Annotated in this window: 18 protein-coding genes; 4 read left to right on the top strand and 14 right to left on the bottom strand. The window is 67.2% G+C overall.

Annotation, left to right across the window (positions count from 1 at the left end):
* Positions 1-44: 44 nt before the first annotated feature.
* The 11 genes from lpxD to rpsB all read right to left on the bottom strand — a co-directional run bounded on the left by lpxD (position 45) and on the right by rpsB (position 12,111).
* On the bottom strand, positions 45-1,166 hold the full coding sequence (lpxD, locus tag N5K27_RS11480) for a UDP-3-O-(3-hydroxymyristoyl)glucosamine N-acyltransferase (protein WP_087837397.1): 1,122 nt from the start codon (positions 1,164-1,166) through the stop codon (positions 45-47).
* A 43-nt stretch (positions 1,167-1,209) separates the two neighbouring features.
* Entirely contained in the window at positions 1,210-1,773 is a 564-nt protein-coding gene (locus N5K27_RS11475) for an OmpH family outer membrane protein (protein ID WP_087837430.1), read from the bottom strand.
* Positions 1,774-1,930: 157 nt separating this feature from the next.
* A complete protein-coding gene (gene bamA, locus N5K27_RS11470) occupies positions 1,931-4,225 on the bottom strand; it encodes an outer membrane protein assembly factor BamA (protein ID WP_279816505.1) in 2,295 nt (764 codons plus the stop codon).
* 120 nt (positions 4,226-4,345) lie between these two features.
* Positions 4,346-5,680: an RIP metalloprotease RseP gene (gene rseP, locus N5K27_RS11465; RefSeq protein WP_279816503.1), complete on the bottom strand. Its 1,335-nt coding sequence runs from the start codon at positions 5,678-5,680 to the stop codon at positions 4,346-4,348.
* 167 nt (positions 5,681-5,847) lie between these two features.
* Positions 5,848-7,056, bottom strand: a complete 1,209-nt coding sequence (locus N5K27_RS11460; protein ID WP_279816501.1) for a 1-deoxy-D-xylulose-5-phosphate reductoisomerase — start codon at positions 7,054-7,056, stop codon at positions 5,848-5,850.
* The gene (locus N5K27_RS11455) at positions 7,053-7,904 is read right to left on the bottom strand and encodes a phosphatidate cytidylyltransferase (RefSeq protein ID WP_279816499.1); all 852 of its coding nucleotides are present in this window, start codon (positions 7,902-7,904) and stop codon (positions 7,053-7,055) included. The genes N5K27_RS11460 and N5K27_RS11455 overlap by 4 nt, the downstream gene beginning before the upstream one ends.
* A 4-nt stretch (positions 7,905-7,908) precedes the next feature.
* The gene (gene uppS / locus N5K27_RS11450; RefSeq protein WP_087837402.1) at positions 7,909-8,688 is read right to left on the bottom strand and encodes a polyprenyl diphosphate synthase; all 780 of its coding nucleotides are present in this window, start codon (positions 8,686-8,688) and stop codon (positions 7,909-7,911) included.
* Between the two features lie 36 nt (positions 8,689-8,724).
* Positions 8,725-9,285, bottom strand: coding sequence for a ribosome recycling factor (gene frr, locus N5K27_RS11445; RefSeq protein WP_087837403.1), 561 nt, complete (start codon positions 9,283-9,285; stop codon positions 8,725-8,727).
* Between the two features lie 28 nt (positions 9,286-9,313).
* Positions 9,314-10,045: a UMP kinase gene (pyrH, locus tag N5K27_RS11440; RefSeq protein ID WP_087837431.1), complete on the bottom strand. Its 732-nt coding sequence runs from the start codon at positions 10,043-10,045 to the stop codon at positions 9,314-9,316.
* 196 nt (positions 10,046-10,241) lie between these two features.
* Positions 10,242-11,123 carry a translation elongation factor Ts gene (gene tsf, locus N5K27_RS11435; protein WP_087837404.1) on the bottom strand — a complete coding sequence of 294 codons (882 nt, stop codon included), beginning with the start codon at positions 11,121-11,123 and terminating at the stop codon, positions 10,242-10,244.
* Positions 11,124-11,361: 238 nt separating this feature from the next.
* A complete protein-coding gene (gene rpsB / locus N5K27_RS11430) occupies positions 11,362-12,111 on the bottom strand; it encodes a 30S ribosomal protein S2 (RefSeq protein WP_087837405.1) in 750 nt (249 codons plus the stop codon).
* Positions 12,112-12,528: 417 nt separating this feature from the next.
* Here rpsB and map point away from each other — a divergent pair, with 417 nt between their 5' ends.
* From map to gstA, 4 genes are all read left to right on the top strand, one after another.
* On the top strand, positions 12,529-13,341 hold the full coding sequence (map, locus tag N5K27_RS11425) for a type I methionyl aminopeptidase (protein ID WP_087837406.1): 813 nt from the start codon (positions 12,529-12,531) through the stop codon (positions 13,339-13,341).
* A 16-nt stretch (positions 13,342-13,357) separates the two neighbouring features.
* Positions 13,358-15,958: a [protein-PII] uridylyltransferase gene (locus N5K27_RS11420; RefSeq protein ID WP_279816589.1), complete on the top strand. Its 2,601-nt coding sequence runs from the start codon at positions 13,358-13,360 to the stop codon at positions 15,956-15,958.
* A gap of 135 nt (positions 15,959-16,093) precedes the next feature.
* Positions 16,094-18,610: a glycogen/starch/alpha-glucan phosphorylase gene (locus N5K27_RS11415; protein WP_243724335.1), complete on the top strand. Its 2,517-nt coding sequence runs from the start codon at positions 16,094-16,096 to the stop codon at positions 18,608-18,610.
* A 55-nt stretch (positions 18,611-18,665) separates the two neighbouring features.
* Positions 18,666-19,271, top strand: coding sequence for a glutathione transferase GstA (gstA, locus tag N5K27_RS11410; protein WP_087837408.1), 606 nt, complete (start codon positions 18,666-18,668; stop codon positions 19,269-19,271).
* Positions 19,272-19,360: 89 nt separating this feature from the next.
* Here gstA and N5K27_RS11405 read toward each other — a convergent pair whose 3' ends face one another.
* Genes N5K27_RS11405 through N5K27_RS11395 form a run of 3 tightly spaced genes read right to left on the bottom strand, consistent with a single transcriptional unit; the run spans position 19,361 to position 23,326 of the window.
* Positions 19,361-20,122: an S-methyl-5'-thioinosine phosphorylase gene (locus tag N5K27_RS11405; protein ID WP_087837409.1), complete on the bottom strand. Its 762-nt coding sequence runs from the start codon at positions 20,120-20,122 to the stop codon at positions 19,361-19,363.
* A 34-nt stretch (positions 20,123-20,156) separates the two neighbouring features.
* Complete coding sequence (ligA, locus tag N5K27_RS11400; RefSeq protein WP_279816489.1) at positions 20,157-22,214, bottom strand: NAD-dependent DNA ligase LigA; 2,058 nt, start codon at positions 22,212-22,214, stop codon at positions 20,157-20,159.
* 20 nt (positions 22,215-22,234) lie between these two features.
* The gene (locus N5K27_RS11395) at positions 22,235-23,326 is read right to left on the bottom strand and encodes a cell division protein ZipA C-terminal FtsZ-binding domain-containing protein (protein ID WP_279816487.1); all 1,092 of its coding nucleotides are present in this window, start codon (positions 23,324-23,326) and stop codon (positions 22,235-22,237) included.
* Positions 23,327-23,353: the final 27 nt, after the last annotated feature.

Below are 23,353 nucleotides of genomic sequence, written 5' to 3'. Positions count from 1 at the left end.
CAGTATTTGATGCGCGGCGGGCCGCTGCGGCGCCCGCCCGCCTTTTACTTCTTTTCCAGCGCCTTGATCCGCTTGGCCATGGTGGCCAGGTGCCTGACAGCGACCGCGTTGCGCTCCCACTGGGCGTGCTCGGTCATCGGGAAGAAACCAGTGTACTGCCCCGGCTTGTCGATGTTGCTGTGCACCGGGGTTGCCGCCGAGATGAAGACGTCGTCGCCGATCTTCAGGTGGCCCCCTATCATCGCGGCCCCGCCGATGGAACAGCGCTGGCCGATGGTGGTCGATCCGGCGATGCCCACGCAGGCCGCCATCGCGGTGTGGTCGCCGATGCGGCAGTTGTGGCCGATCATGATCTGGTTGTCGATCTTGACGCCGTTGCCGATCACGGTGTCGTCCAGCGCGCCGCGATCGATGGTGGTGTTGGCGCCGATCTCGACGTCATCGCCGATACGCACGCCCCCGAACTGCGGGATCTTGGTCCAGGCTCCCTTGGCCCGGGACGGATCGGGCGCGAACCCGAAGCCGTCATCGCCGATGACCGCTCCCGACAAGACGACGCAACGCGCGCCCATGCTGACCCCCCGGTACAGCGTGACACGCGGATGCAGCACCGTATCGGCGCCGACGCGGCAGCCCTCGCCCACGACGCAACCCGCACCGATGCGGGCGCGCGGCCCGATCTGCGCGCCGGCCTCGATGACCGCGAGCGGCCCCACGTGGGCGCTGGGATCGACGCTGGCGTCGGGCGCGACGACGGCCGACGGATGGATGGAGCCGGCGGGCTGGGGATGCAATTGCCGGTCGAACCATTGCCCGATCCGCGCGAACAGCAGATAGGGCGAATTGCAGACCACCAGCGGCAGCGCCTGCTCGGCGCGGCCTGCCTGCGAGAGGCTTTCGCGATAGGCTTGCGCCACCTCGGCCGTGACCAGCACGACCGCTGCGCGCGCATCGATCAGTTGCGACTGGTAACGGGGATTGGCGACGAAACTCAGTTCCTGCGGCCCCGCGTGCTCGAGATTCGCGATGCCCGCGACCACGACTTCGGCGCTGGGGAGCGCTTGCGCCCCCCCCGGCTCGATCGTCCACGTCAACCCGCTGGTATCGGTTTCGTCGAGCAGCCTTTGCAGTACCGGCGCCTTGGTCGTGTCAAGCAGGATGGGCATGCGAAGCTCGCGCGGACGACAGGAACATGCGAGAGCGGCGCAATTACTTGGCGCCGCTGTTCAGGGCCTTCAGGACCTTGTCGGTGATGTCGACACGCGGGCTGACCACGACGGCTTCCTGGAAGATCAGGTCGTAGTTTTCCTGCTCGGCGATCTGCTTGATCACGCGGTTGGCGCGCTCGAGGATCTGCGAGAGCTCCTCGTTGCGGCGCTGGTTCAGGTCCTCCTGGAACTCGCGGCGCTTGCGCTGGAAGTCCTTGTCGAGGTCGCTCAGGTCGCGCTGGCGGCGGGTGCGATCGGATTCGGACAGTACGGCGCTGTCCTTGTCCAGCTGCTCGGACTGGGTGCGCAGGCGATTGGCCATGTCTTGCAGCTCGGCATCGCGCTTCTTGAAGTCGGCTTCGATCTTGGCCTGGGCGGCCTTGGCCGGCGCGGCGTCGCGGAAGATCCGCTCGGTATTGACGAAGCCGATCTTGACCGGGGCCTGGGATGCCTGGGCATGAGCCGCGCCGACAGCGGCACTAGAAAGCACCAGCGCCGCCAGCACCCGGCCGGCACCCTTGACTGCAGAGGAGGCGGTCAGACTGGTGGCAGATGTCGAAAACATGCGGATCATTTATTTCTCGCTAGGAAGGTAGTCGTGTATTTTGCCACTAATGGCGCCGGGCCGGGCAAGCGCCCAGGGCCGCGCCCTGGTAATTGGTTGTAGCAGAAAAATTCCCGGGCGGGCATAGGCCTTGCGGCCGCCCGCCTCGTTCGCCTCGTCAGAACCCCGTGCCGATCTGGAACTGGAAGCTCTGGGTCCGGTCCTGCGGCTTGGCGTTGAGCGCCTTGCCGAAGGAGATCTTCAGAGGACCGATGGGCGATTGCCAGCTCAGGCCGATACCGGCCGAGTAGCGCAGCTGGCCCAGGTTGATGTTCTCCTCGTCGGCGTAGACGTTACCCGCGTCGGCGAACAGGAACCAGCGCAGCGTGCGGTCCTGCTGGGTGCCGGGGAACGGCAGCAGCAGCTCGGCATTGGCGATGACCCGCTTGGCGCCGCCCAGGCTGTCGCCGTTCTTGCTGTCGCGCGGACCCAGCGAACCGCCGTCGAAGCCGCGCACCGATCCGATACCGCCGGCGTACACGTTCTTGAGCAGCGGGTACGGCCGGCCGCCGAAGCCCTTGCCGTAGTCGACCTGGCCGTTCAGCGCCAGCGTCATGCTGCGCGTGATGGGCCAGTAGTACTGGTGCTGGTAGCTGGCCTTGTAGTAGCGCAGGTCGCCGAACAGCGAGGTTTCGCCGGCCGCGCGCTGGTAGGTGCCGCGCGTGGGCGCCAGCGCGCTGTCGCGCCGGTCGTTGCTCCAGCCCACCGAGAAGATGACGGCGTTGCTGCGAGCCCCGAAGGTATTGACGTAGTCGATGAAGCGCTGGGGGCTGCTGTCGTAGATGTCGATGTCGTTGGCTTCCAGCGCGGTGCCGAAGAACACGCGCTGGGTTTCCGTGAACGGCACGCCGAACGTCAGGCTCGCCCCCATGGTCTTGATGCGGTAGTCGCCGGTGTTGATCGACAGCGGACGCAGCGTACGGTAGTACAGGCTGGTCGAGCGGCTGATGCCATCCTGCGTGAAGTACGGATTGGTCTGGCTGATCGCGATCGTGCGGTAGGTCTTGCCGGTGTTCAGCTCCAGGCCGGCGGTGGTGCCGCTGCCGAAGATGTTGTCCTGGCTGATGCCCGCCGACAGCACCACCTTGTCGGTACTGCTGAAGCCCGCGCCCAGGTTGATCATGCCGGTCGGCTTTTCCTGGACGTTCACGTTGACGTCGATCTGGTCGGGCGTGCCCGGCACCGGCGGCGTCTCGATGTTGATGTTCTGGAAGTAGCCCAGGCGGTCGATCCGGTCGCGCGACAGCTGGATCTTGCCGGCGTCGTACCAGGCGCTCTCGAGCTGGCGCATCTCGCGGCGGATCACGACGTCGCGGGTGCGGGTGTTGCCGCCGATGTTCACGCGGCGCACGTACACGCGGCGGTTGGGATCGACGAAGAAGGTGATGGCCGCCGTTTTTTTCTCGCGATCGACCTGGGGCGTGGCGTTGACGTTGCTGAAGGCATAGCCCAGCTTGCCCAGGTAGTCGGTGATGGCCTTGCTGGAGGCGTTGACCTTCTCGGCCGAGAAGGTCTCGCCCGGCTTGACCGTGATCAGCTTGTTGAGCTCGTCGTCCAGGCCCAGCAGGTCGCCCGCCAGCTTGACGTCGCTGACCGAGTATTTGTCGCCTTCCGTGATGGACAGGGTGATGAAGATGTCCTTGCGGTCGGGCGAGATCGTGACCTGCGGCGAATCGACGTTGAATTCCAGGTAGCCGCGGTTCATGTAGTAGGAGCGCAGGGTTTCGATGTCGCCCTGCAGCTTCTGGCGGGAATACTGGTCGGCCTTGGTATACCAGGTCAGCCAGCCCGGCGTGGTGAGCTGCAGCAGGTCCAGCAGCTCGCTTTCGCGGATGGCCTTGGCGCCGATGATCTTGATGCCCGCGATGCGCGCCACGTCGCCTTCGAAGATGTCGAAGGTGATGCCGACGCGGTTGCGTTCGAGCGGCGTGATCGTGGGCACGATCTCGACCGAGTACTTGCCGCGCGCCAGGTACTGTCGCTTGAGTTCCTGCACGGCGCGGTCGAGCAAGGCGCGGTCGAAGATGCGGGCCTCGGCGAAGCCCACTTCGGCCAGCGACTTGAGTACGTTGGCGGACTCGAATTCACGCATGCCGTTGAAGGAGATCGCGGCGATCGCGGGGCGTTCGTCGACGATGACCACCACCACGTCATTCTCGACCTCGATCCGCACGTCGCGGAAGAAGCCCGTGCCGTACAGCGCCCGCACCGCCTGCGTGGCCTGCTCTTCGGTGAAGCGCTCGCCCACCTTGACCGGCAGGTACCCGAAGACCGTGCCGGCCTCGGTGCGCTGGATGCCTTCCACCCGGATGTCGCGGACAACGAAGGGATCGAAGGCGTAGGCCAGGGGGGTGACCGCCATGGCCAGCAAAATGGACAGCAGACGCGGCATGCGCCGGGTGCGATTGGTCATGCGTAATCCCGGAGTTTTCTTAATTGAGTGATATGCGAAAGCGCGGCGTGCGGCTCGATCCGGCCCGGGCGGTCGAGGCACGGTCCACGGGGGCGGCGGGCAAGGCGGCGCGCATGGGTTCTAGGTCAGCAGTCGCGTAAAGTCGTTGAACAAGGCAACGGCCATCAGCACCATCAGGATGCCGAACCCGGCGCGCTGCCCCACTTCCATCCAGCGTTCCGGCGGCGGACTGCCCCGGATGATCTCGACGAGATAATACAGCAGGTGCCCCCCGTCCAGCATGGGGATGGGCAGGAGATTCAGCACGCCCAGGCTGACGCTGACCAGCGCCAGGAAGGCGATGTAGGCCTCCAGGCCCATCCTGGCCGTCTGGCCGGCGTAGTCGGCGATGGTCACCGGCCCGCTGAGGTTGCTCAGGGCCACGTCCCCCACCAGCATCTTGCCCAGCATCCGCAGCGAGAACCAGGACACCTCGGCGGTGCGGCGGGCGCCCATGGCCAGGCTTTCGACCGGACCATGGCGCACGGTGATGAGCTGGATGTCGCCGCCGATCTGGGCGCCGATGCGGCCCACCAGCGTACCGTCCGCCTGGCGCTCCTCGCGCGGCAGGACGTCGATCGCCAGCGCCGCCCCGTCGCGTATCACGGACAGGCGCAGCGGCTGGCCGGCATGCGCCTGGATCAGCGTGATCAGTTCGGTGGCCGAGGGATCCTTCTTGTCGCCTGCCGCCACCACCCTGTCGCCGGCCAGCAGGCCCGCCTGGGCGGCGGCGCTCTCGGGCACGATGCTGCGGATCACGGGTTTCGGGCTGGCCAGGCCGAAGCCCTCGCGGCCCAGCACGTCGCCTTCCATCTGGCCCAGCGCGGCGCGGGAGAAGTCGACCGTGCGCACGCGGCGCTCGCCGCTGGCCGTCTGCACCTCGACGGCGGGACGGGCCTTGTCGGTCAGGCTCTTGAGCAGCATCCACCGCGCGTCGCCCCAGGTACCCACCTGGGCGCCGTCGATGGCGAGGATGCGGTCGCCCGCCTGGACGCCCGCCGCGAAGGCCGGCGTGCCGGCCGCCGGCGCGCCCAGCACGGCCGCCGGTTCCTTGACGCCGGCCATGTTCAGCGCCGCGTACAGCAGCGCCGCGAGCACCAGGTTGAACACCGGCCCGGCCGCGACGATGGCGATGCGCTTGCCCACCGGCTGGGCATTGAACGCGCGGCCCCGCTCGGCGGCGGGCACCTCGCCCTCGCGCTCGTCCAGCATCTTCACGTAACCGCCCAGCGGGATCACCGACAGGGCCCATTCGGTGCCGTGGCGGTCGGTGCGCTTGCACAGCACCTTGCCGAATCCCACCGAGAACCTCAGGATGCGCACCCCGCACGCGCGGGCCACGAGGTAGTGCCCCAGTTCGTGGATCACCACCAGCACGCCCAGCGCGACGGCGAAGGCCGCCAACGTCAACAACATGGAAATCTCCTTGCTCCGGCATCCTGGCCTGGATGCCGAACCGACGATTTAACACGGAAATGCACGCCGGCTCCGGCAATACACGGGGAATCTCGGTAAGCGAACATGACAGGATCATCGGCCAAAGGCCGGTGGCCGCCAACCCGGGTGCGCGGCAAGCGCGCTTCCTAGGGCCCGGCGTTCCGGGCCAGGGCCTCGCCAGCCCGGGCGCGCGCCTCGCGGTCCAGGTCGAGCAGGCCTTCCAGGCTGCCCAGCCGGTCCGCGGCCCGGACCCAGGCGCCATCCAGCACGGTCTCGATGATAGCCGCGATTGCCGGATAGGGGGCGGCGCCCCGCAGGAAGGCCTCGACGGCCACTTCGTTGGCGGCGTTCAGGGCCACGCAGGCGCCCTGCCCGCCCCGCAACGCCTCGAACGCCAGGCGCAGGCACGGAAAGCGGGCCAGGTCGGGGGCCTCGAAGTCCAGGCGGCCCAGCCGGGCCAGGTCCAGCGGGCCGACGCCCGTGGCGATGCGCTCGGGGAATGCGAGGCCGTACGCGATGGGGGTCCGCATGTCGGGATGCCCGAGCTGCGCCAGCACCGACCCGTCGTCGTACTCGACCATGGAGTGGATCACGCTTTGCGGATGCACCACGACGTCGATGCGCTCCGGCGGCATCGCGAACAGCCAGTGCGCCTCGATGACCTCCAGCCCCTTGTTCAGCATCGTGGCCGAATCGACCGAGATCTTGCGCCCCATGGACCAATTGGGATGGGCACAGGCCTGGTCTGGGGTGACGTCCGCCAGGCTGTCCAGCGGCCGGGTACGGAATGGTCCGCCCGAGGCGGTCAACAGCAGCCGGCGCACGCCCGGCGCGGGCGCCTGGGCCGCCGACGCCCGGGCGCCATGGGGCAGGCACTGGAAGATGGCGTTGTGTTCGCTGTCGATAGGCAGGAGTTCGGCGCCGTTGTCGCGCACCGCGTCCATGAACAGGCGCCCCGCCACCACCAGGGCCTCTTTGTTCGCCAGCAGCACCCGCTTGCCGGCGCTGGCGGCCGCCAGCGCCGAAGGCAGGCCCGCGGCGCCCACGATGGCGGCCATGACCGTGTCGCTGGCCTCGTCGGCGGCGGTATCGGCCAGCGCCTGCGCGCCCACGCGGATCTCCGGCAACCGTGCCCTGCCCCGCCACGCATCGACGAAACGCTGGCGCGCCGCATCATCGGGCACCACCACGACGGCAGCCTGGCTGGCCTCCGCCTGGGCGGCGAGCTGTTCCATGCGGCTGTGGGCGCTCAGGGCATGAACGCGGTAGCGCTGCGGGTGGCGCGCGATCACGTCCAGCGTGCTGGCGCCGATGGAGCCGGTGGCGCCCAGTATGGTGACGGTACGGAAGGTCATGACAGCAGGACGGCCAGCGGCAGGACGGGAATCAGGGCATCGATGCGATCCAGCACGCCGCCGTGGCCCGGCAGCAGGTTGCTGGAATCCTTGATGCCGGCGCGCCGCTTGATGAGCGATTCGAACAGGTCGCCCGCGATGGACAGCGCCGCCAGCACCACGGCCAGGGCCAGGGCTCCGGCCCATCCCCAGCGCTCGACCAGGGCGGCGCCGAAGGTGCCGGGGAAGAAGCCGCAGGCCAGCACGAAGACGACCACGCACACGACGCCGCCCAGCGCGCCCTCGCGGGTCTTGCCCGGGCTGATGTGGGGTGCGAGCTTGTTGCGCCCCAGCGCGCGGCCGACGAAATACGCCGAGATGTCGGCGATCCAGACCACCGCCATCAGGGTGAGCAGGAAGGGCACGCCGCGTCCGAACGCCGCGGTCAGCGCCGACCAGGCGGCCAGCAGCGCAAACGGCGCCAGCGCGGTCAGCCAGGGGTTGCGGGGCTCGGCATCCGGACTGGCGCGAAACAGCATGGGGACCAGCAGGCCCACCCAGACCGCCGAGACGGCGATCCACAGGCCGCGCCAGAAGTTGCCGGCGGGACCGGCCGAGAGGTCGGCGCCGCCGCTGTTCCAGCGCCAGGCGACCAGGGCGGCGCCCAGTACCACGCCCGCCGCGATGGCGGGCAGATGGGCGCGGCCGGTGCCGCCGCGGGGCGAAAGCGTCAGGCGCCACCACTCCCACAGCGCGCAGCCCACGAACACCGCCATCAGGATCTCGAAGGGGCGCGGATCGGCCACCGCCAGCACGGCGACCAGGACGATCAGCAGGACGATGGCGGTGACGACGCGCTGCCCGAGCATGGGTCTAGCCGCCGTTCGAGGAAACCGCCGCCGGCGCCTTCAGCTGGGCGCTGGTGCGGCCGAAGCGGCGCTCGCGGCTGCGATAGGACTTGCACGCCAGATCCAGTTGATCGGCGTCGAAATCGGGCCAGAAGCAGTCGGTGAAATACAGCTCGGTATAGGCCAGTTGCCAGACCAGGAAGTTGGAGATGCGCTGCTCGCCGCCCGTGCGGATGAACAGGTCCGGCTCCGGCGCGTACGCCATCGACAGATGCGGCGTCAGCATGGCCTCGTCCAGTTGCTCGGGATGGGCAGCCAGGTCCGGACGCGCAGCCAGCAGGCGGCGCGTCGCTTCCAGGATGTCCCAGCGGCCGCCATAGTTGGCGGCGATCGTCAGCGTCAGGCGGTCGTTGTCGCGGGTGCGGGCTTCCACGTCGGCGATCAGCTCGCGCAGCCGGGGCTCGAACGCGCTGATGTCCCCCACGACCTTGAGCTTGATGCCGTTGCGGGCCAGCCTGGCGACCTCGCGCTCCAGCGCGTGGACGAACAGCCGCATCAGCAGGGACACCTCGTCGGGCGGACGGCGCCAGTTCTCGGAACTGAAGGCGAACAGGGTCAGGTATTCGATGCCGCGGACGGCGCAGGCCTCCACCACCGCCCTGACGGCATCCACGCCCTTCTTGTGGCCCGCCACGCGGGGCAGGAAGCGCTGCGTGGCCCATCGGCCGTTGCCGTCCATGATGATCGCCACGTGCCTGGGCACGGCGTCGGTACGGGGAATGCCGAGGGTTGAACTCAGGACCATGTCAGCTCCGCTGGGACCGAATGTACATGGCGGAACTCAAACCGTCATGATCTCCGCTTCTTTCTGCGCGACCACCTTGTCGATCTCGGCGACGAAACGATCGGTCAGCTTCTGGACGTCGTCCTGCGCGCGGCGTTCTTCGTCCTCGGAGATTTCCTTGTCCTTGACCAGGCGCTTGAGCTGCTCGTTGGCGTCGCGCCGCAGGTTGCGCACGGCGACCTTGGCATCCTCGCCCTCGCTCTTGACCACCTTGGTCAGCTCGCGGCGGCGCTCTTCGGTCAGCGCCGGCATCGGCACGCGGATCAGGTCGCCCATGGACTGGGGGTTGAGACCCAGGTCGGATTCCCGGATGGCCTTCTCGACCACCTGGGCCATCTTCTTTTCCCACGCCTGGACGCTCAGGGTACGCGCATCCAGCACGCTGACGTTGGCGACCTGGCTCAGCGGAACCATGGAACCGTAGTACTCGACCTGGACATGGTCCAGTATGCCGGCATGGGCACGACCCGTACGGATCTTCGCGAGACTGCCCTTCAGGGTCTCGATGGACTTGCCCATCTTGGTCTCGGCGTTTTTCTTGACGTCGGAAGCGCTCATTGCGGTCTCCTAAATGCTGAACAATCGATCAAACGTGCACCAGCGTGCCTTCGTCGTCGCCCGAGACGACGCGCTTCAGGGCGCCAGGCTTGTTGATCGAAAAAACCTTGATCGGCAGTTTCTGGTCGCGGCACAGCGCGAACGCCGTCGCATCCATCACTTCCAGGCGGCGCACGATGGCCTCGTCGAAACTGATGCGGCTGTAGCGCGTAGCCGTGGGATCCTTCTTGGGATCGGCCGAATAGATGCCGTCGACCTTGGTTGCCTTCAATACGATTTCGGCACCGACCTCGGCGCCGCGCAGGGCGGCGGCGGTGTCGGTGGTGAAGAACGGGTTGCCCGTGCCGGCCGCGAAGATCACGACCTTGCCCTCTTCCAGGTAGCGCAGGGCCTTGGGGCGGATGTAGGGCTCGACCACCTGCTCGATGGTCAGCGCCGATTGCACGCGCGCATCGACGCCGCGGCGCTTGAGCGCGTCCTGCAGCGCCAGGGAGTTCATGATGGTGGCCATCATGCCCATGTAGTCGGCGGTGGCGCGGTCCATGCCCTGGGCACCCGGCGCCACGCCGCGGAAGATGTTGCCGCCGCCGATGACCAGCGCCAGCTCGACGCCCAGCTCGGCCACCTCGGCAATTTCCTCGACCATGCGGCCGATGGTCGCCCGGTTGATACCGAACGCATCGTCACCCATCAGGGCTTCGCCCGACAGCTTGAGCAGGACGCGCTTGTACGCCCCCGTTTTCGTTCCAGATGCGTTCATTTCCACCGTCATACATGCTCCCGCGCAATCGCCGACATCCGGCCCATCTCCGCCCACAGAGGCCCACCCTTCTGCGCTGCGTTACGTCTACATCTTTACAACAGCCCCACTTCCCCCAGACGAGGCACGAGGGATCCGGCTCCGCCGGTCCCTCGAGGCCGCCCCCGGGGGGCGCGCGTAAGCGCGTAGGGGGGGACTAACTCTTTGCAGCAGCAGCCTGGGCAGCGACTTCTGCGGCGAAGTCGGTGACCTTCTTCTCGATGCCTTCGCCCACCACGTACAGCACGAATTGCTGGACGGCGGAGTTCTTGGCCTTGAGCACCTGCTGGACGGTCTGCTTGTCGTCCTTGACGAACGGTTGCGACAACAGCGTAACCTCTTTCAGGAACTTCTGGACCGAACCTTCGACCATCTTGGCGACGATGTCGGCGGGCTTGCCCGATTCGGCGGCCTTCTGCTCGGCAACCGAACGCTCGCGCTGGATGTCGTCCTGCGACACGCCGGCGGCGTCCAGCGCCTTCGGCTTGGTGGCCGCGACGTGCATGGCGATGTCCTTGCCCAGCGTTTCGTCGCCGGAGTACTCGACCAGCACGCCGATGCGGCCGCCGTGCACGTACTGGGCCAGCTTGTTCTCTGTGGCGATGCGGGTGAAGCGGCGGATGGAGATGTTCTCGCCGATCTTGCCGATCAGGGCGGTACGCACGCTTTCCACGGTGCCGTCACGGAACGCCAGCTCGGACAGGGCGGCGACGTCGGCCGGGTTGGCCTTGGCGATCAGCTCGGCGATTTCGTTGGCGAACTGGACGAAATCGTCGTTCTTGGCCACGAAGTCGGTTTCGCTGTTGACCTCGACGGCGACGCCGGTCTTGGCATCGGCCGAGACATACAGGGCCACCAGGCCTTCGGCGGTCACGCGGGCGGCGGCCTTGCTGGCCTTGCTGCCCAGCTTGACGCGCAGGATTTCCTCGGCCTTGGCCAGATCGCCACCGGCTTCGGTCAACGCCTTCTTGCACTCCATCATGGGCGCGTCGGTCTTCTCGCGCAGTTCCTTGACCATTGCTGCGGTAATTTCGGCCATGATTACTCCTGACATCTTCCGCCCCTGACAAAGGCGGAAATATAGTTTGACTAAAAAGAAGGGGCACAAGGCCCCTTCAAGCATTACTAGCGGCAGAGAAGCCCACTCCCGCATCCAGGCAAGAATGCGGCGCTTCGCGCCGAGACATCCCCACCCAGACCCAGGATGCGGTGGATCCGGCTCCGCCGGTCCACCCGCATCGCCCCCTGGGGGGCGCGCGCAAGCGCGTAGGGGGACCTTACTCCTCGCCTTCGACTTCCACGAACTCGTCGCCGCCTTCGGTCACGGCATCGACCACGCCCTGCAGGGCCTGTTCGCGGCCTTCCAGCACGGCATCGGCCACGCCGCGGGCATACAGGGCGATCGCCTTGGACGAATCGTCGTTGCCCGGGATGACGTGGGCCACGCCGTCCGGCGAGTGGTTAGTATCCACCACGGCGACGACCGGAATGTTAAGCGCCTTGGCTTCGGTGACGGTAATTTTGTGATACCCGACGTCGATGATGAAGATCGCGTCCGGCAGGCCGTTCATGTCCTTGATGCCGCCGATGGACTTGTTCAGCTTCTCGAGCTCGCGCTGGAACATCAGCGCTTCCTTCTTGCTCATGCGCTCGGTCGCGCCCTCGGCCTGCATGGCTTCCATGTCCTTCAGGCGCTTGATCGAGGTCTTGACCGTCTTGAAGTTGGTCAGCATGCCGCCCAGCCAGCGGCTGTCGACGTAGGGCATGCCGCAGCGCTGCGCTTCCTCGGCGATGATCTCGCGAGCCGCGCGCTTGGTGCTGACGAACAGGATCGTGCCGCCGCGGGCCGACAGTTGACGCACGAACTTCAGAGCGTCCTGGTACAGGGCCAGGGTCTTCTCGAGGTTGATGATGTGGATCTTGTTGCGATGGCCGAAGATATAGGGGGCCATCTTGGGGTTCCAGAAGCGGGTTTGGTGGCCAAAGTGGACACCGGCTTCCAGCATTTCGCGCATGCTAACGGACATATTGACTCCGAGGGTTGGGTCTTGCACCGCATCAGCACCCGCCAGGCACACTAGGCCCGGCCGGCACCCTGGACGACACGGCGCGCGGTTGAAAAATCCAGGCCGAAGACGGGCGACATCCCTGGAGAAACTCCAGGCTTTCTGGCATGATGGACGCGCCACGCGGCGCCCCGCCACCCCAGGATCGCCCTGATCCGATCCGGCCTTTGGCTTCCTGAAATCACAGGAAGCCTATAATTCTACTATTTTCCGGACCACCTGCTCAAGCGATCCCTCGGCCCCGGCGCCGGCCCTCGTCGTTTCTTGTTACAAGAAAGCCTCGACGCCTGCCCTTTCGGGCGCCGTCCGGGCCGGCTGCGGGCGCGACGGGCGGTCCGGCGCCATAATGTGGAGCGCACACAGCGCGGGAAGCAGATCATGAGCATCACCATCAAGTCGGCCGAGGAAATCGGGAAAATGCGCGAGGCCTGCCAGGCGGCGGCCAGCGTGCTCGATTTCATCGCGCCCTACGTCAAGCCGGGCGTGACCACCGGCGAACTGGACCGGCTGTGCCTGGAATTCATGACCGACGAACTGAAGGTGAAGTCGGCCACCATCGGCTATGCGCCGCCGGGCTACCCGCCCTTCACCGGGGCCATCTGCACCTCGGTCAACCACCAGGTCTGCCACGGCATCCCCGGCGACAAGGTCCTGAAGAACGGCGACTCGCTCAACATCGACGTCACCATCATCAAGGACGGCTGGCACGGCGACACGAGCCGCATGTTCTTCGCCGGCGAGCCCTCCATCCTGGCGCGCCGCCTGGCGCAGGTCACGTACGAGTGCATGTGGCTGGGCATCGAGCAGGTCCGCCCCGGCGCCCACCTGGGCGACATCGGCCACGCCATCCAGAAGCACGCCGAGGCGCACGGCTACAGCGTGGTCCGGGAGTTCTGCGGCCACGGCATCGGCCAGGTGTTCCACGAAGACCCGCAGGTGCTGCACTACGGCAAGCCCGGCACCGGCATCGAACTGCTGCCGGGCATGATCTTCACCGTGGAACCCATGATCAACGCCGGACGCCGGGAAATTCGCGAACTGGCCGATGGATGGACCATCGTGACCCGGGACCACAGCCTGTCGGCCCAATGGGAACACACGGTGGTGGTGACGGACTCGGGCTACGAGACCCTGACCGTCTCGCCCGGCATGCCCGCCCCGCCCAGCTTCGTCACCGCCAAGGCCGCCTGATCCTGCTCCCATGTCCATGTCCACCGCCACGCTGGCTTCGCCCGGCCTGAACGAACTGCAGGGCCTGCGCAACACCATGCGAGCAGCGCGCGAGCGCGCGATCGCCACCTACCGCGAGAACCTGCGCGCCGATGGACTGCTGACCGAGCTGCGGCGCATCGTCGACCGCACGCTGGTGGCGCTGCTCGAGCGCCATCCGCTGCCCGAGGGCGCGACACTGGCGGCCGTGGGCGGCTACGGCCGCGGCGAGCTGTATCCCTATTCCGACGTGGACGTGCTGGTGCTGCTGCGCCAGCCCCCCGGCGCCGAGGACGAGGCCAGGATAGGCGCGCTGATCACGGCGCTGTGGGACATCGGGCTGGAGCCCGGCCACAGCGTCCGCACGGTGGACGAATGCATGGCCGAGGCGGCCCGGGACATCACCGTGGAAACGGCGCTGCTGGAGGCCCGCTACCTGGCCGGCAGCCGGACGCTGATGCGCCAGTTCGAGACCGCGATGCGCGGCCGGCTGGACAAGCGTGCCTTCTTCCACGACAAGCAGCTGGAGATGCAGCAGCGGCACACCAAGTACAACTACACGCCGTACGCGCTGGAACCCAATTGCAAGGAATCGCCGGGCGGCCTGCGCGACCTGCAGGTCATCCTGTGGATGGCGCGGGCGGCAGGCTTCGGCAAGACCTGGGCACAGGTCGCCCGCGCGGGACTGCTGACGGCCGACGAGGCCCGCCACCTGCGGCGCGCCGAACAGGCCTTCAAGCGCCTGCGCATCGAGCTGCACCTGCTGACCGGCCGGCGCGAGGACAGACTGGTGTTCGACATCCAGCCGGCGATGGCCAAGGTCTACGGCATCGAGGCCGGCGGCGCGCGCCGCCCCAGCGAAATGCTGATGCAGCGCTACTACTGGGCGGCCAAGCTGGTGACCCAGCTCAACACCATCCTGGTCCAGAACCTGGAAGAGCGCCTGTTCGCGCGGCCGGGCGAAGAAGCCCAGCCCATCGACGAGGACTTCCGCAGCCTGCACGAACGGCTGGACATGTACCGGGACGACGCGTTCGAGCGCAACCCCACGCTGTTGCTGCGCGCCTTCCTGGTCATGCAGCAGCAACCCTCGCTCAAGGGCATGTCGGCCCGCATGCTGCGCGCCATCTGGCACGCGCGCCGGCGCATCGACGCCCAGTTCCGGCGCAATCCGGTCAACCGCCACCTGTTCCTGTCCATCCTGCAACAGCAGCGCGGCATCGTGCACGAGCTGCGCCGGATGAACGAACTCAGCATCCTGCCGCGCTACCTGCTGCCCTTTCGCCGCATCGTCGGCCAGATGCAGCACGACCTGTTCCACGCCTACACCGTGGACCAGCACATCCTGATGGTGGTGCGCAACCTGCGCCGCTTCACCATGCCGGAACACGCGCACGAGTACCCCCTGTGCAGCCAGTTGATCGCGAACTTCGACGGCCACTGGATCCTGTACGCGGCGGCCCTGTTCCACGACATCGCCAAGGGCCGCGGCGGCGATCACTCCGAGCTGGGCGCCGTGGAAGCGCGCAAGTTCGCGCGCGAGCACGGGCTGGCCAAGGACGACGCGGCACTGCTGGAATTCCTGGTGCGCCAGCACCTCACGCTGTCCTCGGTCGCGCAGAAAAAGGACCTGTCCGATCCGCAGGTCATCCAGGAGTTCGCGGCGCTGGTGGGCGACACGCGGCACCTGACCGCGCTCTACCTGCTGACCGTGGCCGACATACGCGGCACCAGCCCCAAGGTCTGGAACGCCTGGAAAGGCAAGCTGCTCGAAGACCTGTTCGTCAAGACGCGGCGGGCGCTGGGCGGAGAGATCCCCGACTCCAAGGCCATCCTGGAAAATCGCAAGGAAGAAGCGCTGGGCGCGCTGCGGCTGGCAGGGCTGACCGAGGACGCCCACGAAGCGCTGTGGAAGCAGCTGGACGTGGCCTATTTCCTGCGCCACGAGGCGCCCGAGATCGCCTGGCAGACCCGGCACCTGTACAACAAGGTCAACAGCGAGGCGCCCATCGTGCGCGCCCGCCTGGCGCCCATCGGCGAAGGCCTGCAGATCGTCGTCTACGTCAAGGACCAGCCCGACCTGTTCGCCCGCATCTGCGGCTATTTCGACGAGCGCCACCTCAGCATCCAGGACGCCCGCATCCACACTACGCGCCATGGCTGGGCGCTGGACAGCTTCATCGTGCTGGCCCAGGGCACGCCCAGCGAACAGCGTTCGCTGCTGAGCCTGGTCGAACACGAACTGACCCAGCGGCTGGCCACGCCCAACGCCGCCGGACCGGCCTCGGCGGGCGACGCCGTCCCGCTGGGGCCCCGGCAGTCGCGGCAGTCGCGCATGTTCCCGATCACCCCCGCGATCGAACTGCGGCCCGACGAGCGCGGACAATCGTGGATACTGAGCGTGACCGCCTCCGACCGGACCGGCCTGCTGCACGCGCTGGCGCGCACCTTCGTCAAGCACGGCATCAACCTCAAGACCGCCAAGGTCATGACCCTGGGCGAACGGGTCGAGGACACTTTCCTGATCGACGGCGACGCGCTCAACAATGCGCGCAGCCAGATCCAGTTCGAACAGGACTTGCTGGAAGCCCTGCAGTAAGCAGCGCCAGTTCCTTTCACGGCGCTGTCGCATGCTTAACCAATTGAAAACGCGGCTTGCGCCGCACGGATCCCAAAAGCAACAATAGCCGGGTTGCCCCGCCCCTGGGGCGGCGTACCGATGGGAGCTCCGCACGTGTCCGCACCTGTTCCCCTGCCGGCCGATGACGACGACGATCGCACGTCGTTCTCCAAGGAAAGCCTGAAGCGCGCCTTTTTCGACCACCTGTTCTACACGATAGGCAAGTTTCCGAAGATCTCGGGCAAGAACGACCTCTACCTGGCCCTGGCCCACGCGATACGCGACCGCAGCCTGCAGCGCTGGATCAGCAGTACCGCCCAGTACAACCAGACCGCGCCGCGCACCGTCGCCTACCTGTCGGCCGAATTCCTGATGGGCCCGCACCTGGGCAACCACCTGATCAACCTGGGCATCGCCGACAGCGTGCGCGAAGCCATGGCCGAGCTGAAACTCGACTTCAACGAGATCCTGCGCCAGGAAGAAGAGCCGGGCCTGGGCAACGGCGGCCTGGGCCGCCTGGCCGCCTGCTTCCTGGATTCCCTGGCCACCGGGCAGATCCCGGCCTTCGGCTACGGCATCCGCTACGAGTACGGTATCTTCTTCCAGACCATCATCGATGGCTGGCAGGTCGAGAACACCGACAAGTGGCTGCGCTACGGCAATCCATGGGAAATCCAGCGCGCCGAATGGGCGGTCGAGATCAAGCTGGGCGGCCACACCGAACAGTACACCGACGATGCCGGCTACCTGCGCGTGCGCTGGGCCCCCGAGAAGACCGTGGTGGGCGTGCCGTTCGATTCGCCCATCCCCGGCTACCGCGTCAACACCACCAACACGCTGAGGCTGTGGCGGGCGGAGGCCACCGAGTCCTTCGATTTCTCGGTCTTCAACCAGGGTGACTACCTGGGCGCGGTCAGCAAGAAGGTGACGTCCGAGAACCTGACCAAGGTGCTCTACCCCAACGACGAAACCACCCAAGGCAAGGAACTACGGCTGGAGCAGCAATACTTTTTCGTGTCGTGTTCGCTGCAGGACATGATACGCATCCATCTTGCCCGCGGCGGCGCCATCGGCGATTTCGACAAGAAGTTCGCGATCCAGCTCAACGACACGCATCCGGCCATCGCCATCGCCGAACTGATGCGGCTGCTGGTGGACGAACACCTGTTGCCGTGGGACCAGGCCTGGGGCATCACCACGCGCAGCTTCTCGTACACCAACCACACGCTGCTGCCCGAAGCCCTGGAGCGCTGGCCGCTGGACCTGTTCCAGCGCATCCTGCCGCGCCACCTGGAACTCATCTATGAGATCAACGCGCGCTTCCTGAACGACGTGCGCATTCATTTCCTGGGAGACGAATCCCGCATCTCCCGCCTCTCGCTGATCGACGAAAGCGGCGAGCGCTACGTACGCATGGCGCACCTGGCCTGCGTGGGCAGCCACGCCATCAACGGCGTGGCCGAACTGCACTCGGACCTGCTCAAGCACGGGCTGCTGAAGGACTTCTACGAAATGTGGCCCGAGAAGTTCACCAACGTCACCAACGGCGTCACGCCGCGCCGCTGGCTGGTCCTGAGCAATCCGCGCCTGACCTCGCTGGTGACCAACGCCATCGGCGACGCCTGGGTGACCGACCTGCCCCGCATCCGCCTGATCGAGGACTACATCGACGATGCGGCGTTCCGGCAGGAATGGCGCGCGGTCAAGCGCGCCAACAAGGTGGACCTGGCGGCGCTGATCCTGCGGCGCACGGGGGTCAAGGTCGACCCCGATTCGATGTTCGACGTGCTGGTCAAGCGCATCCACGAATACAAGCGCCAGCACCTGGCGGTCCTGCATATCGTCACGCTGTACCACCGCTTGAAGTCCGGCCGGGCACGCGACCCCCTGCCCCGCACCTTCATCTTCGGCGGCAAGGCCGCCCCCGGCTATCACACCGCCAAGCTGATGATCAAGCTCATCACCTCGGTAGGCGATGTGGTCAACAACGATCCCGACGTGCGCGACCTGCTCAAGGTGGTGTTCATCCCCAATTTCAACGTCACGCAGGGCCAGTGCATCTATCCGGCCGCCGAGCTGTCCGAGCAGATATCGCTGGCGGGCAAGGAGGCCTCGGGAACCGGCAACATGAAATTCGCGATGAACGGGGCGCTGACCATAGGCACCATGGACGGCGCCAACATCGAACTGCGCGACCAAGTCGGGGCCGAGAACTTCTTCCTGTTCGGCCATACCGCCGCGGAAGTGCGCCACATCAAGACCGCCGGCTATCATCCCGGCGACTACTACCACAGCCACAGCGAGCTGCGCACCTGCCTCGACCTGATCCAGAGCGGTTTTTTCTCGCGCGGCGACACCGAACTGTTCCGGCCGCTGGTCGACAACCTGCTGCGGCACGACCCCTATCTGCTGCTGGCGGACTACCAGTCCTACATCGAGTGCCAGGATCTCGTCAGCCAGGCCTATCGCGACCATGAAGGCTGGACGCGCATGTCCATCCTCAATACCGCCCGATCCGGCAAGTTCTCGTCGGACCGCAGCATCCGCGAATACGCCGAACAGATCTGGAACGTCAAGCCGGTGCCGGTCGAACTGTATGACGAGGCCGAGATGGAGCACACGCTGCGGTGAAAGCTTGCCAAGCAGTGAGAGAATAGGCGCTTTCCACCCCCTTCATCGAGGCCCCATGAAGCTCTACTACTCCCCCGGCGCCTGCTCCCAGGCCCCCCACATCGTCCTGCGCGAGGCAGGCATCGACTTCACCTGGGAAAAGGTCGACCTCAAGGCCAAGACCACCGAGACCGGGCAGGATTTCCGCAAGATCAATCCCAAGGGCTACGTGCCGGCGCTGGAAGTGTCCACTGGCGTGGTGATGACCGAGCTGGCCGTGCTGCTGCAATACATCGCCGATCTCGTGCCGGCGCGCAAGCTGGCGCCCCCGCCCGACAGCGCCGAGCGCTACGCGCTGCAAACCTGGCTGGTGTTCATCGCCACCGAGATCCACAAGGGCTTCTCGCCCATGTTCAAGCCCACGCTGAGCGAGGAAGGCAAGGACGTCTTCCGCCAGATCCTGGCCACGCGCCTGGACTACGTGCAAAGCGAGCTGTCGCAGCGCGAATACCTGATGCCCGGTGGCTTTTCCGTGGCCGATATCTACCTGTTCGTGACCACCGGCTGGGCCACGCGCCTGAACTACGACCTGTCGCGCTGGCCCGCCATCGTGGCCTTCCGCGAACGCATCGCGCAGCGCCCCGCCGTGCAGGCGGCGCTCAAGGCCGAAGGCCTGCAGTAAATCCCCCCCTACGCGCTGACGCGCGCCCCCAGGGGCGGCACTGGCGGACCGGCAAAGCCGGATCCGCTGTGCCCTGGATCACTGACGAATCAGGTGGCTCCGTCGCCGCAGGTGGTGCCCACCAGTTGGCCCAGGATGCGGTGGACGTTCTGCATGCTGTCGTCCACCACCACGCGCATGCCCTGCATGGAAATCTCGTCCACGCTCGCGCGCTGGCCCGCGGCATCGTTGGTGACGAGGCACAGGGCCGCATAGTCCAGGTCGAGCTCCCGCGCCAGGGCGGCCTCGGGCATGCCGGTCATGCCGACCATGTCGCAGCCGTCCCGCCCCATCCGGCGGATTTCCGCGGCGGTTTCCAGCCGCGGACCCTGTGTGCAGCCATAGACCCCGCCGTCGACGACGTCTATCCCGCAGGTCCGCGCCGATTCCAGCAGATCGTGCCGCATGGCGGCGCCATAGGGCTGGGTCATGTCCACATGGGCGACGGGCTGGTCGCCTCCCTCGAAGAAGGTGCGGGGCCGTTCGGTGGTGTAGTCGATGATCTGATCGGGCACGACGATGACCCCGGGCACGAGGGGACCCGCGATGCCGCCCACCGTCGCCACCGAGACGATGCGCCGCACCCCCACCTCATGCAGCGCCCACAGGTTGGCGCGATAGTTGATGCGGTGCGGGGCCAGCGTGTGGCCGTATCCATGGCGGGCCAGGAAGACGATTTCGGCGCCGTCGCCGATGCGCCCGTAGGTCAGCGCGCCCGAAGGCTCGCCGTAGGGCGTGCGCACGACCTGGCGGCGCGTCACGACGAGCCCGGTCAAATGGTAGAGGCCGGTGCCTCCGATGATTGCCTGCATGGTTTTCCTTCCTGCGAAGCGGCGCTTCGCCCTGTCAAGACTGCAGCAAGGCTTTCAGGCCGTCTTCGTCGAGCACGGCGATGCCGAGCTCCTGGGCCTTGGCGAGCTTGCTGCCGGCGTCGGCGCCGGCGACGACGTAGTGGGTCTTCTTGGACACCGAGCCGGTCACCTTGCCGCCGGCGGCGCGTATGAGCTCGGCCGCGTCCTCGCGGGTGAGCGTGGGCAACGTGCCGGTCAGCACGAAAGTCTTGCCGCCGATGGGGCCGGCGGTGCGATCGACCACGGTTTCCGTGCCGGGGGTCACCCCGTTGCGCAGCAGGTCGGCCACGACCTCGCGGTTGTGCGGTTCGGCGAAGAAGCGAAAGATGGACGCGGCCACCACGGGCCCGACGTCGGGCACCGCCAGCAGCTCGGCCTCGGTGGCGTTCATCACCGCATCCAGGTTGCCGAAATGGCGCGCCAGGTCGCGGGCCGTGGACTCGCCCACGTGCCGTATCCCCAGCGCGAAAAGAAATCTTCCCAACGGCGGCGTGCGTGTCGCGGCGATGGACTCGACCAGGTTGCGTGCCGACTTCTCGCCCATGCGGTCCAGGCCGGCCAGCTCTTCCTCGTTCAGCGTATAGAGATCCGCCAGCGTGTGCACGCGGCCGCGCTCGACCAGTTGATCGATCAGCTTCTCGCCCAGCCCCTCGATGTCCAGCGCGCGGCGCTGGGCGGCATGCCACAACGCCTGCTTGCGCTGCGCGGCGCAGAACAGGCCCCCGGTACAGCGCGCGATGATCTCGTCCTCGGGCCGCTCGATGGCCGATCCGCACACCGGACACTGGGTGGGCATGACGAACTTGCGGGCATCGGCCGGGCGCTTGTCCAGCACGGGTGTCACGACCTCGGGAATGACGTCGCCGGCCCGGCGGACCACCACGGTGTCGCCGATGCGCACGTCCTTGCGCTCGATCTCGTCTTCGTTGTGCAGCGTCGCGTTGGTGACCGTGACGCCGCCCACGAACACCGGCTTGAGCCGCGCAACGGGCGTGATGGCGCCGGTGCGGCCGACCTGTACTTCGATGCCGAGCAGCTCGGTGGTGGCTTCCTCGGCCGGGAACTTGTGCGCGACGGCGAAGCGCGGCGCGCGCGAGACGTATCCCAGCGTGCGCTGCGCCTCGAGCGCGTTGACCTTGTAGACCACGCCGTCGATGTCATAGGGCAGCGAGGCCCGCAGCCCCTCGACCCGCCGGTAGAACGCCAGCAGGCCGGCCGCGTCCGACGCCAGCTGGCGCTCGCGGTTGACCGGCATGCCCAGTTCCTGCAGCCAGTCCAGCATGCCCATGTGGGTATCGAACGGCGGCGCGTCGGCGCGGGATTCCTTGCCCGGCAGGCTGCCGCGTATCTCGCCCCAGCCATAGGCGAAGAATCGCAGCGGACGGCGGGCCGTGATGCGCGGATCGAGCTGCCTCAGGCTGCCCGCCGCGGCATTGCGGGGATTGATGAAGACTTTCTCGCCGGCTTCGCGCTGGGCGTCGTTCAGGCGCTCGAAATCCCTGCGGAACAGCAGCACCTCGCCGCGAACCTCCAGCACCTCGGGCACGGGTCCCGCCAAGGTCAGCGGGATGGATCGTATGGTCCGGATGTTGGCGGTGATGTCCTCGCCCGTCTGGCCGTCGCCGCGGGTAGCGGCCCGCGCAAACCTGCCGCCCTCGTAGCGCAGGCTGACGGCCAGTCCGTCCAGCTTCAGCTCACAGGCGTACTCGACGGCGGACGCCGTTTCCAGGCCGTCGCGCACCCGTTTGTCGAAGGCCTGGATGTCCTCGTCGTCGAAGGCATTGTTCAGGGACAGCATGGGCACCGCGTGGCGCACCGAACCGAAGGCGGACAGCGGCGCACCGCCCACCCGCTGGGTGGGGGAATCGGGCGTGGCCAGCAGCGGGAATTCCTGCTCCAGCTTGACCAGTTCCGCGAACAGCGCGTCGTACTCGGCGTCGCTGATCAGCGGGTCGTCCATCACGTAGTAGCGGGCGTTGTGCAAGGCCAGCTCCTGGCGCAGCTGCGCCGCCCTCTGCATGGCCTGGTTTTCCCGATCGACCCCCGACACCATATCCGCTCCGCCTGCGCGCCTTATCCGAATACCCGCAGGGCACGCACCGAACCGGCCTTCAGGCCGGACTGCTCAAGGCGCGCATACAGCGCCAGCAATTGCTTGTCGATGGCGGCCTCGGCGCCATCCGCCAGGGGCCGGCCGTTGTCGTCGACCACGGTGGCTTCCAGCCGCGTGGCCAGCCCACGGGCGACCTGGGCCATCTGGGCGAAGGCGTGCTCGTGGGCGGGCGCCCGGGGCACGTCCAGGATCAGGCTGAGTTGGCCGATGGTGGCCGGGCCCGCCGAGCCCAGCGATACGCCATCGCTGCGCCCCAGCGTGAAGCGGACCGCGCCGTCCTGGTCCACCCATGGCAGGCGGCCGTCGTGGATGGACGAGAATCCGGCCTCGCGCGCGGCGGTCAGCACGTCGCCGGATGACCAGCGGCGGCTGCTGGCCACCAGGGTCAGACCCACCTGGGCGTCGAGCGCGGCGCAGACGGCATCGAGCTTGTTGGCGCGATCCAGCACCGCCTGCGTATCGCTGGCCTCCACCGTGCCGTCGAACCGATCGGCCAGCACGCGCGAGCGCGACAGTGCCTCGGCCCATTCGCCGGCGCTGAGCGGGCCGCTGCGATTGGCCAGCAGCACGGCCACCTGGACGGACGCATAGTTCTCGCCGCTGCGGATGGCCGAGCGGTGCACCCCCTCGGCCGTTTCGGCGAACACGCGCAGCGATTTCTGGCCGGCGTGGCGGATGCCCTGGGTGAAGGCCGCCAGCTCGTCGCCCGGCACGGGTTCGAGAAAGGAGACGTCGATGACGGTCTCGCAGGCCTCGTCGGCTTCGTCCGCATCATGCTGCTGCGGCACGGCCGCGCCTTCGGCCGGCGCCTCCATGCCTCCGACGATGTTGGGCTCGGCGATTTCGCCCGCGCCCAGCCCCGGCTCGCGGCGTACGCCGTCCGCCTTGGGCAGGCCGGTTTCAACCCCATGCAGCAAGGGATCCTTGCCCGAGTCCGGGAAGCCGTCCTGTATCTGCTTGCGAGCGCGGCGGTCCTGCCACCAGTTCAGTCCAAGCACGACGACGATGGCCAGAACGCCAAGGGCGATGAGCCCGGTTTGTAGATCACTCATTGGTGTGTTCCCGATGGCGGGGCATGG

Origin of the sequence: Pigmentiphaga sp. GD03639, assembly GCF_029845405.1 — a bacterium.
In the GTDB taxonomy this organism is placed as follows: domain Bacteria; phylum Pseudomonadota; class Gammaproteobacteria; order Burkholderiales; family Burkholderiaceae_B; genus Pigmentiphaga; species Pigmentiphaga daeguensis.
Note: the sequence above shows the minus strand (reverse complement) of the source record. Positions and strands in the feature narration are given on the sequence as shown.

What these genes read in the sequence shown, in the direction of transcription:
- lpxD (WP_087837397.1), bottom strand. Translation starts at nt 1,166, where the DNA reads ATGCCCATCCTGCTTGACACGACCAAGGCGCCGGTACTGCAAAGGCTG.
- N5K27_RS11475 (WP_087837430.1), bottom strand. Translation starts at nt 1,773, where the DNA reads ATGTTTTCGACATCTGCCACCAGTCTGACCGCCTCCTCTGCAGTCAAG.
- bamA (WP_279816505.1), bottom strand. Translation starts at nt 4,225, where the DNA reads ATGACCAATCGCACCCGGCGCATGCCGCGTCTGCTGTCCATTTTGCTG.
- rseP (WP_279816503.1), bottom strand. Translation starts at nt 5,680, where the DNA reads ATGTTGTTGACGTTGGCGGCCTTCGCCGTCGCGCTGGGCGTGCTGGTG.
- N5K27_RS11460 (WP_279816501.1), bottom strand. Translation starts at nt 7,056, where the DNA reads ATGACCTTCCGTACCGTCACCATACTGGGCGCCACCGGCTCCATCGGC.
- N5K27_RS11455 (WP_279816499.1), bottom strand. Translation starts at nt 7,904, where the DNA reads ATGCTCGGGCAGCGCGTCGTCACCGCCATCGTCCTGCTGATCGTCCTG.
- uppS (WP_087837402.1), bottom strand. Translation starts at nt 8,688, where the DNA reads ATGGTCCTGAGTTCAACCCTCGGCATTCCCCGTACCGACGCCGTGCCC.
- frr (WP_087837403.1), bottom strand. Translation starts at nt 9,285, where the DNA reads ATGAGCGCTTCCGACGTCAAGAAAAACGCCGAGACCAAGATGGGCAAG.
- pyrH (WP_087837431.1), bottom strand. Translation starts at nt 10,045, where the DNA reads ATGAACGCATCTGGAACGAAAACGGGGGCGTACAAGCGCGTCCTGCTC.
- tsf (WP_087837404.1), bottom strand. Translation starts at nt 11,123, where the DNA reads ATGGCCGAAATTACCGCAGCAATGGTCAAGGAACTGCGCGAGAAGACC.
- rpsB (WP_087837405.1), bottom strand. Translation starts at nt 12,111, where the DNA reads ATGTCCGTTAGCATGCGCGAAATGCTGGAAGCCGGTGTCCACTTTGGC.
- map (WP_087837406.1), top strand. Translation starts at nt 12,529, where the DNA reads ATGAGCATCACCATCAAGTCGGCCGAGGAAATCGGGAAAATGCGCGAG.
- N5K27_RS11420 (WP_279816589.1), top strand. Translation starts at nt 13,358, where the DNA reads ATGTCCACCGCCACGCTGGCTTCGCCCGGCCTGAACGAACTGCAGGGC.
- gstA (WP_087837408.1), top strand. Translation starts at nt 18,666, where the DNA reads ATGAAGCTCTACTACTCCCCCGGCGCCTGCTCCCAGGCCCCCCACATC.
- N5K27_RS11405 (WP_087837409.1), bottom strand. Translation starts at nt 20,122, where the DNA reads ATGCAGGCAATCATCGGAGGCACCGGCCTCTACCATTTGACCGGGCTC.
- ligA (WP_279816489.1), bottom strand. Translation starts at nt 22,214, where the DNA reads ATGGTGTCGGGGGTCGATCGGGAAAACCAGGCCATGCAGAGGGCGGCG.
- N5K27_RS11395 (WP_279816487.1), bottom strand. Translation starts at nt 23,326, where the DNA reads ATGAGTGATCTACAAACCGGGCTCATCGCCCTTGGCGTTCTGGCCATC.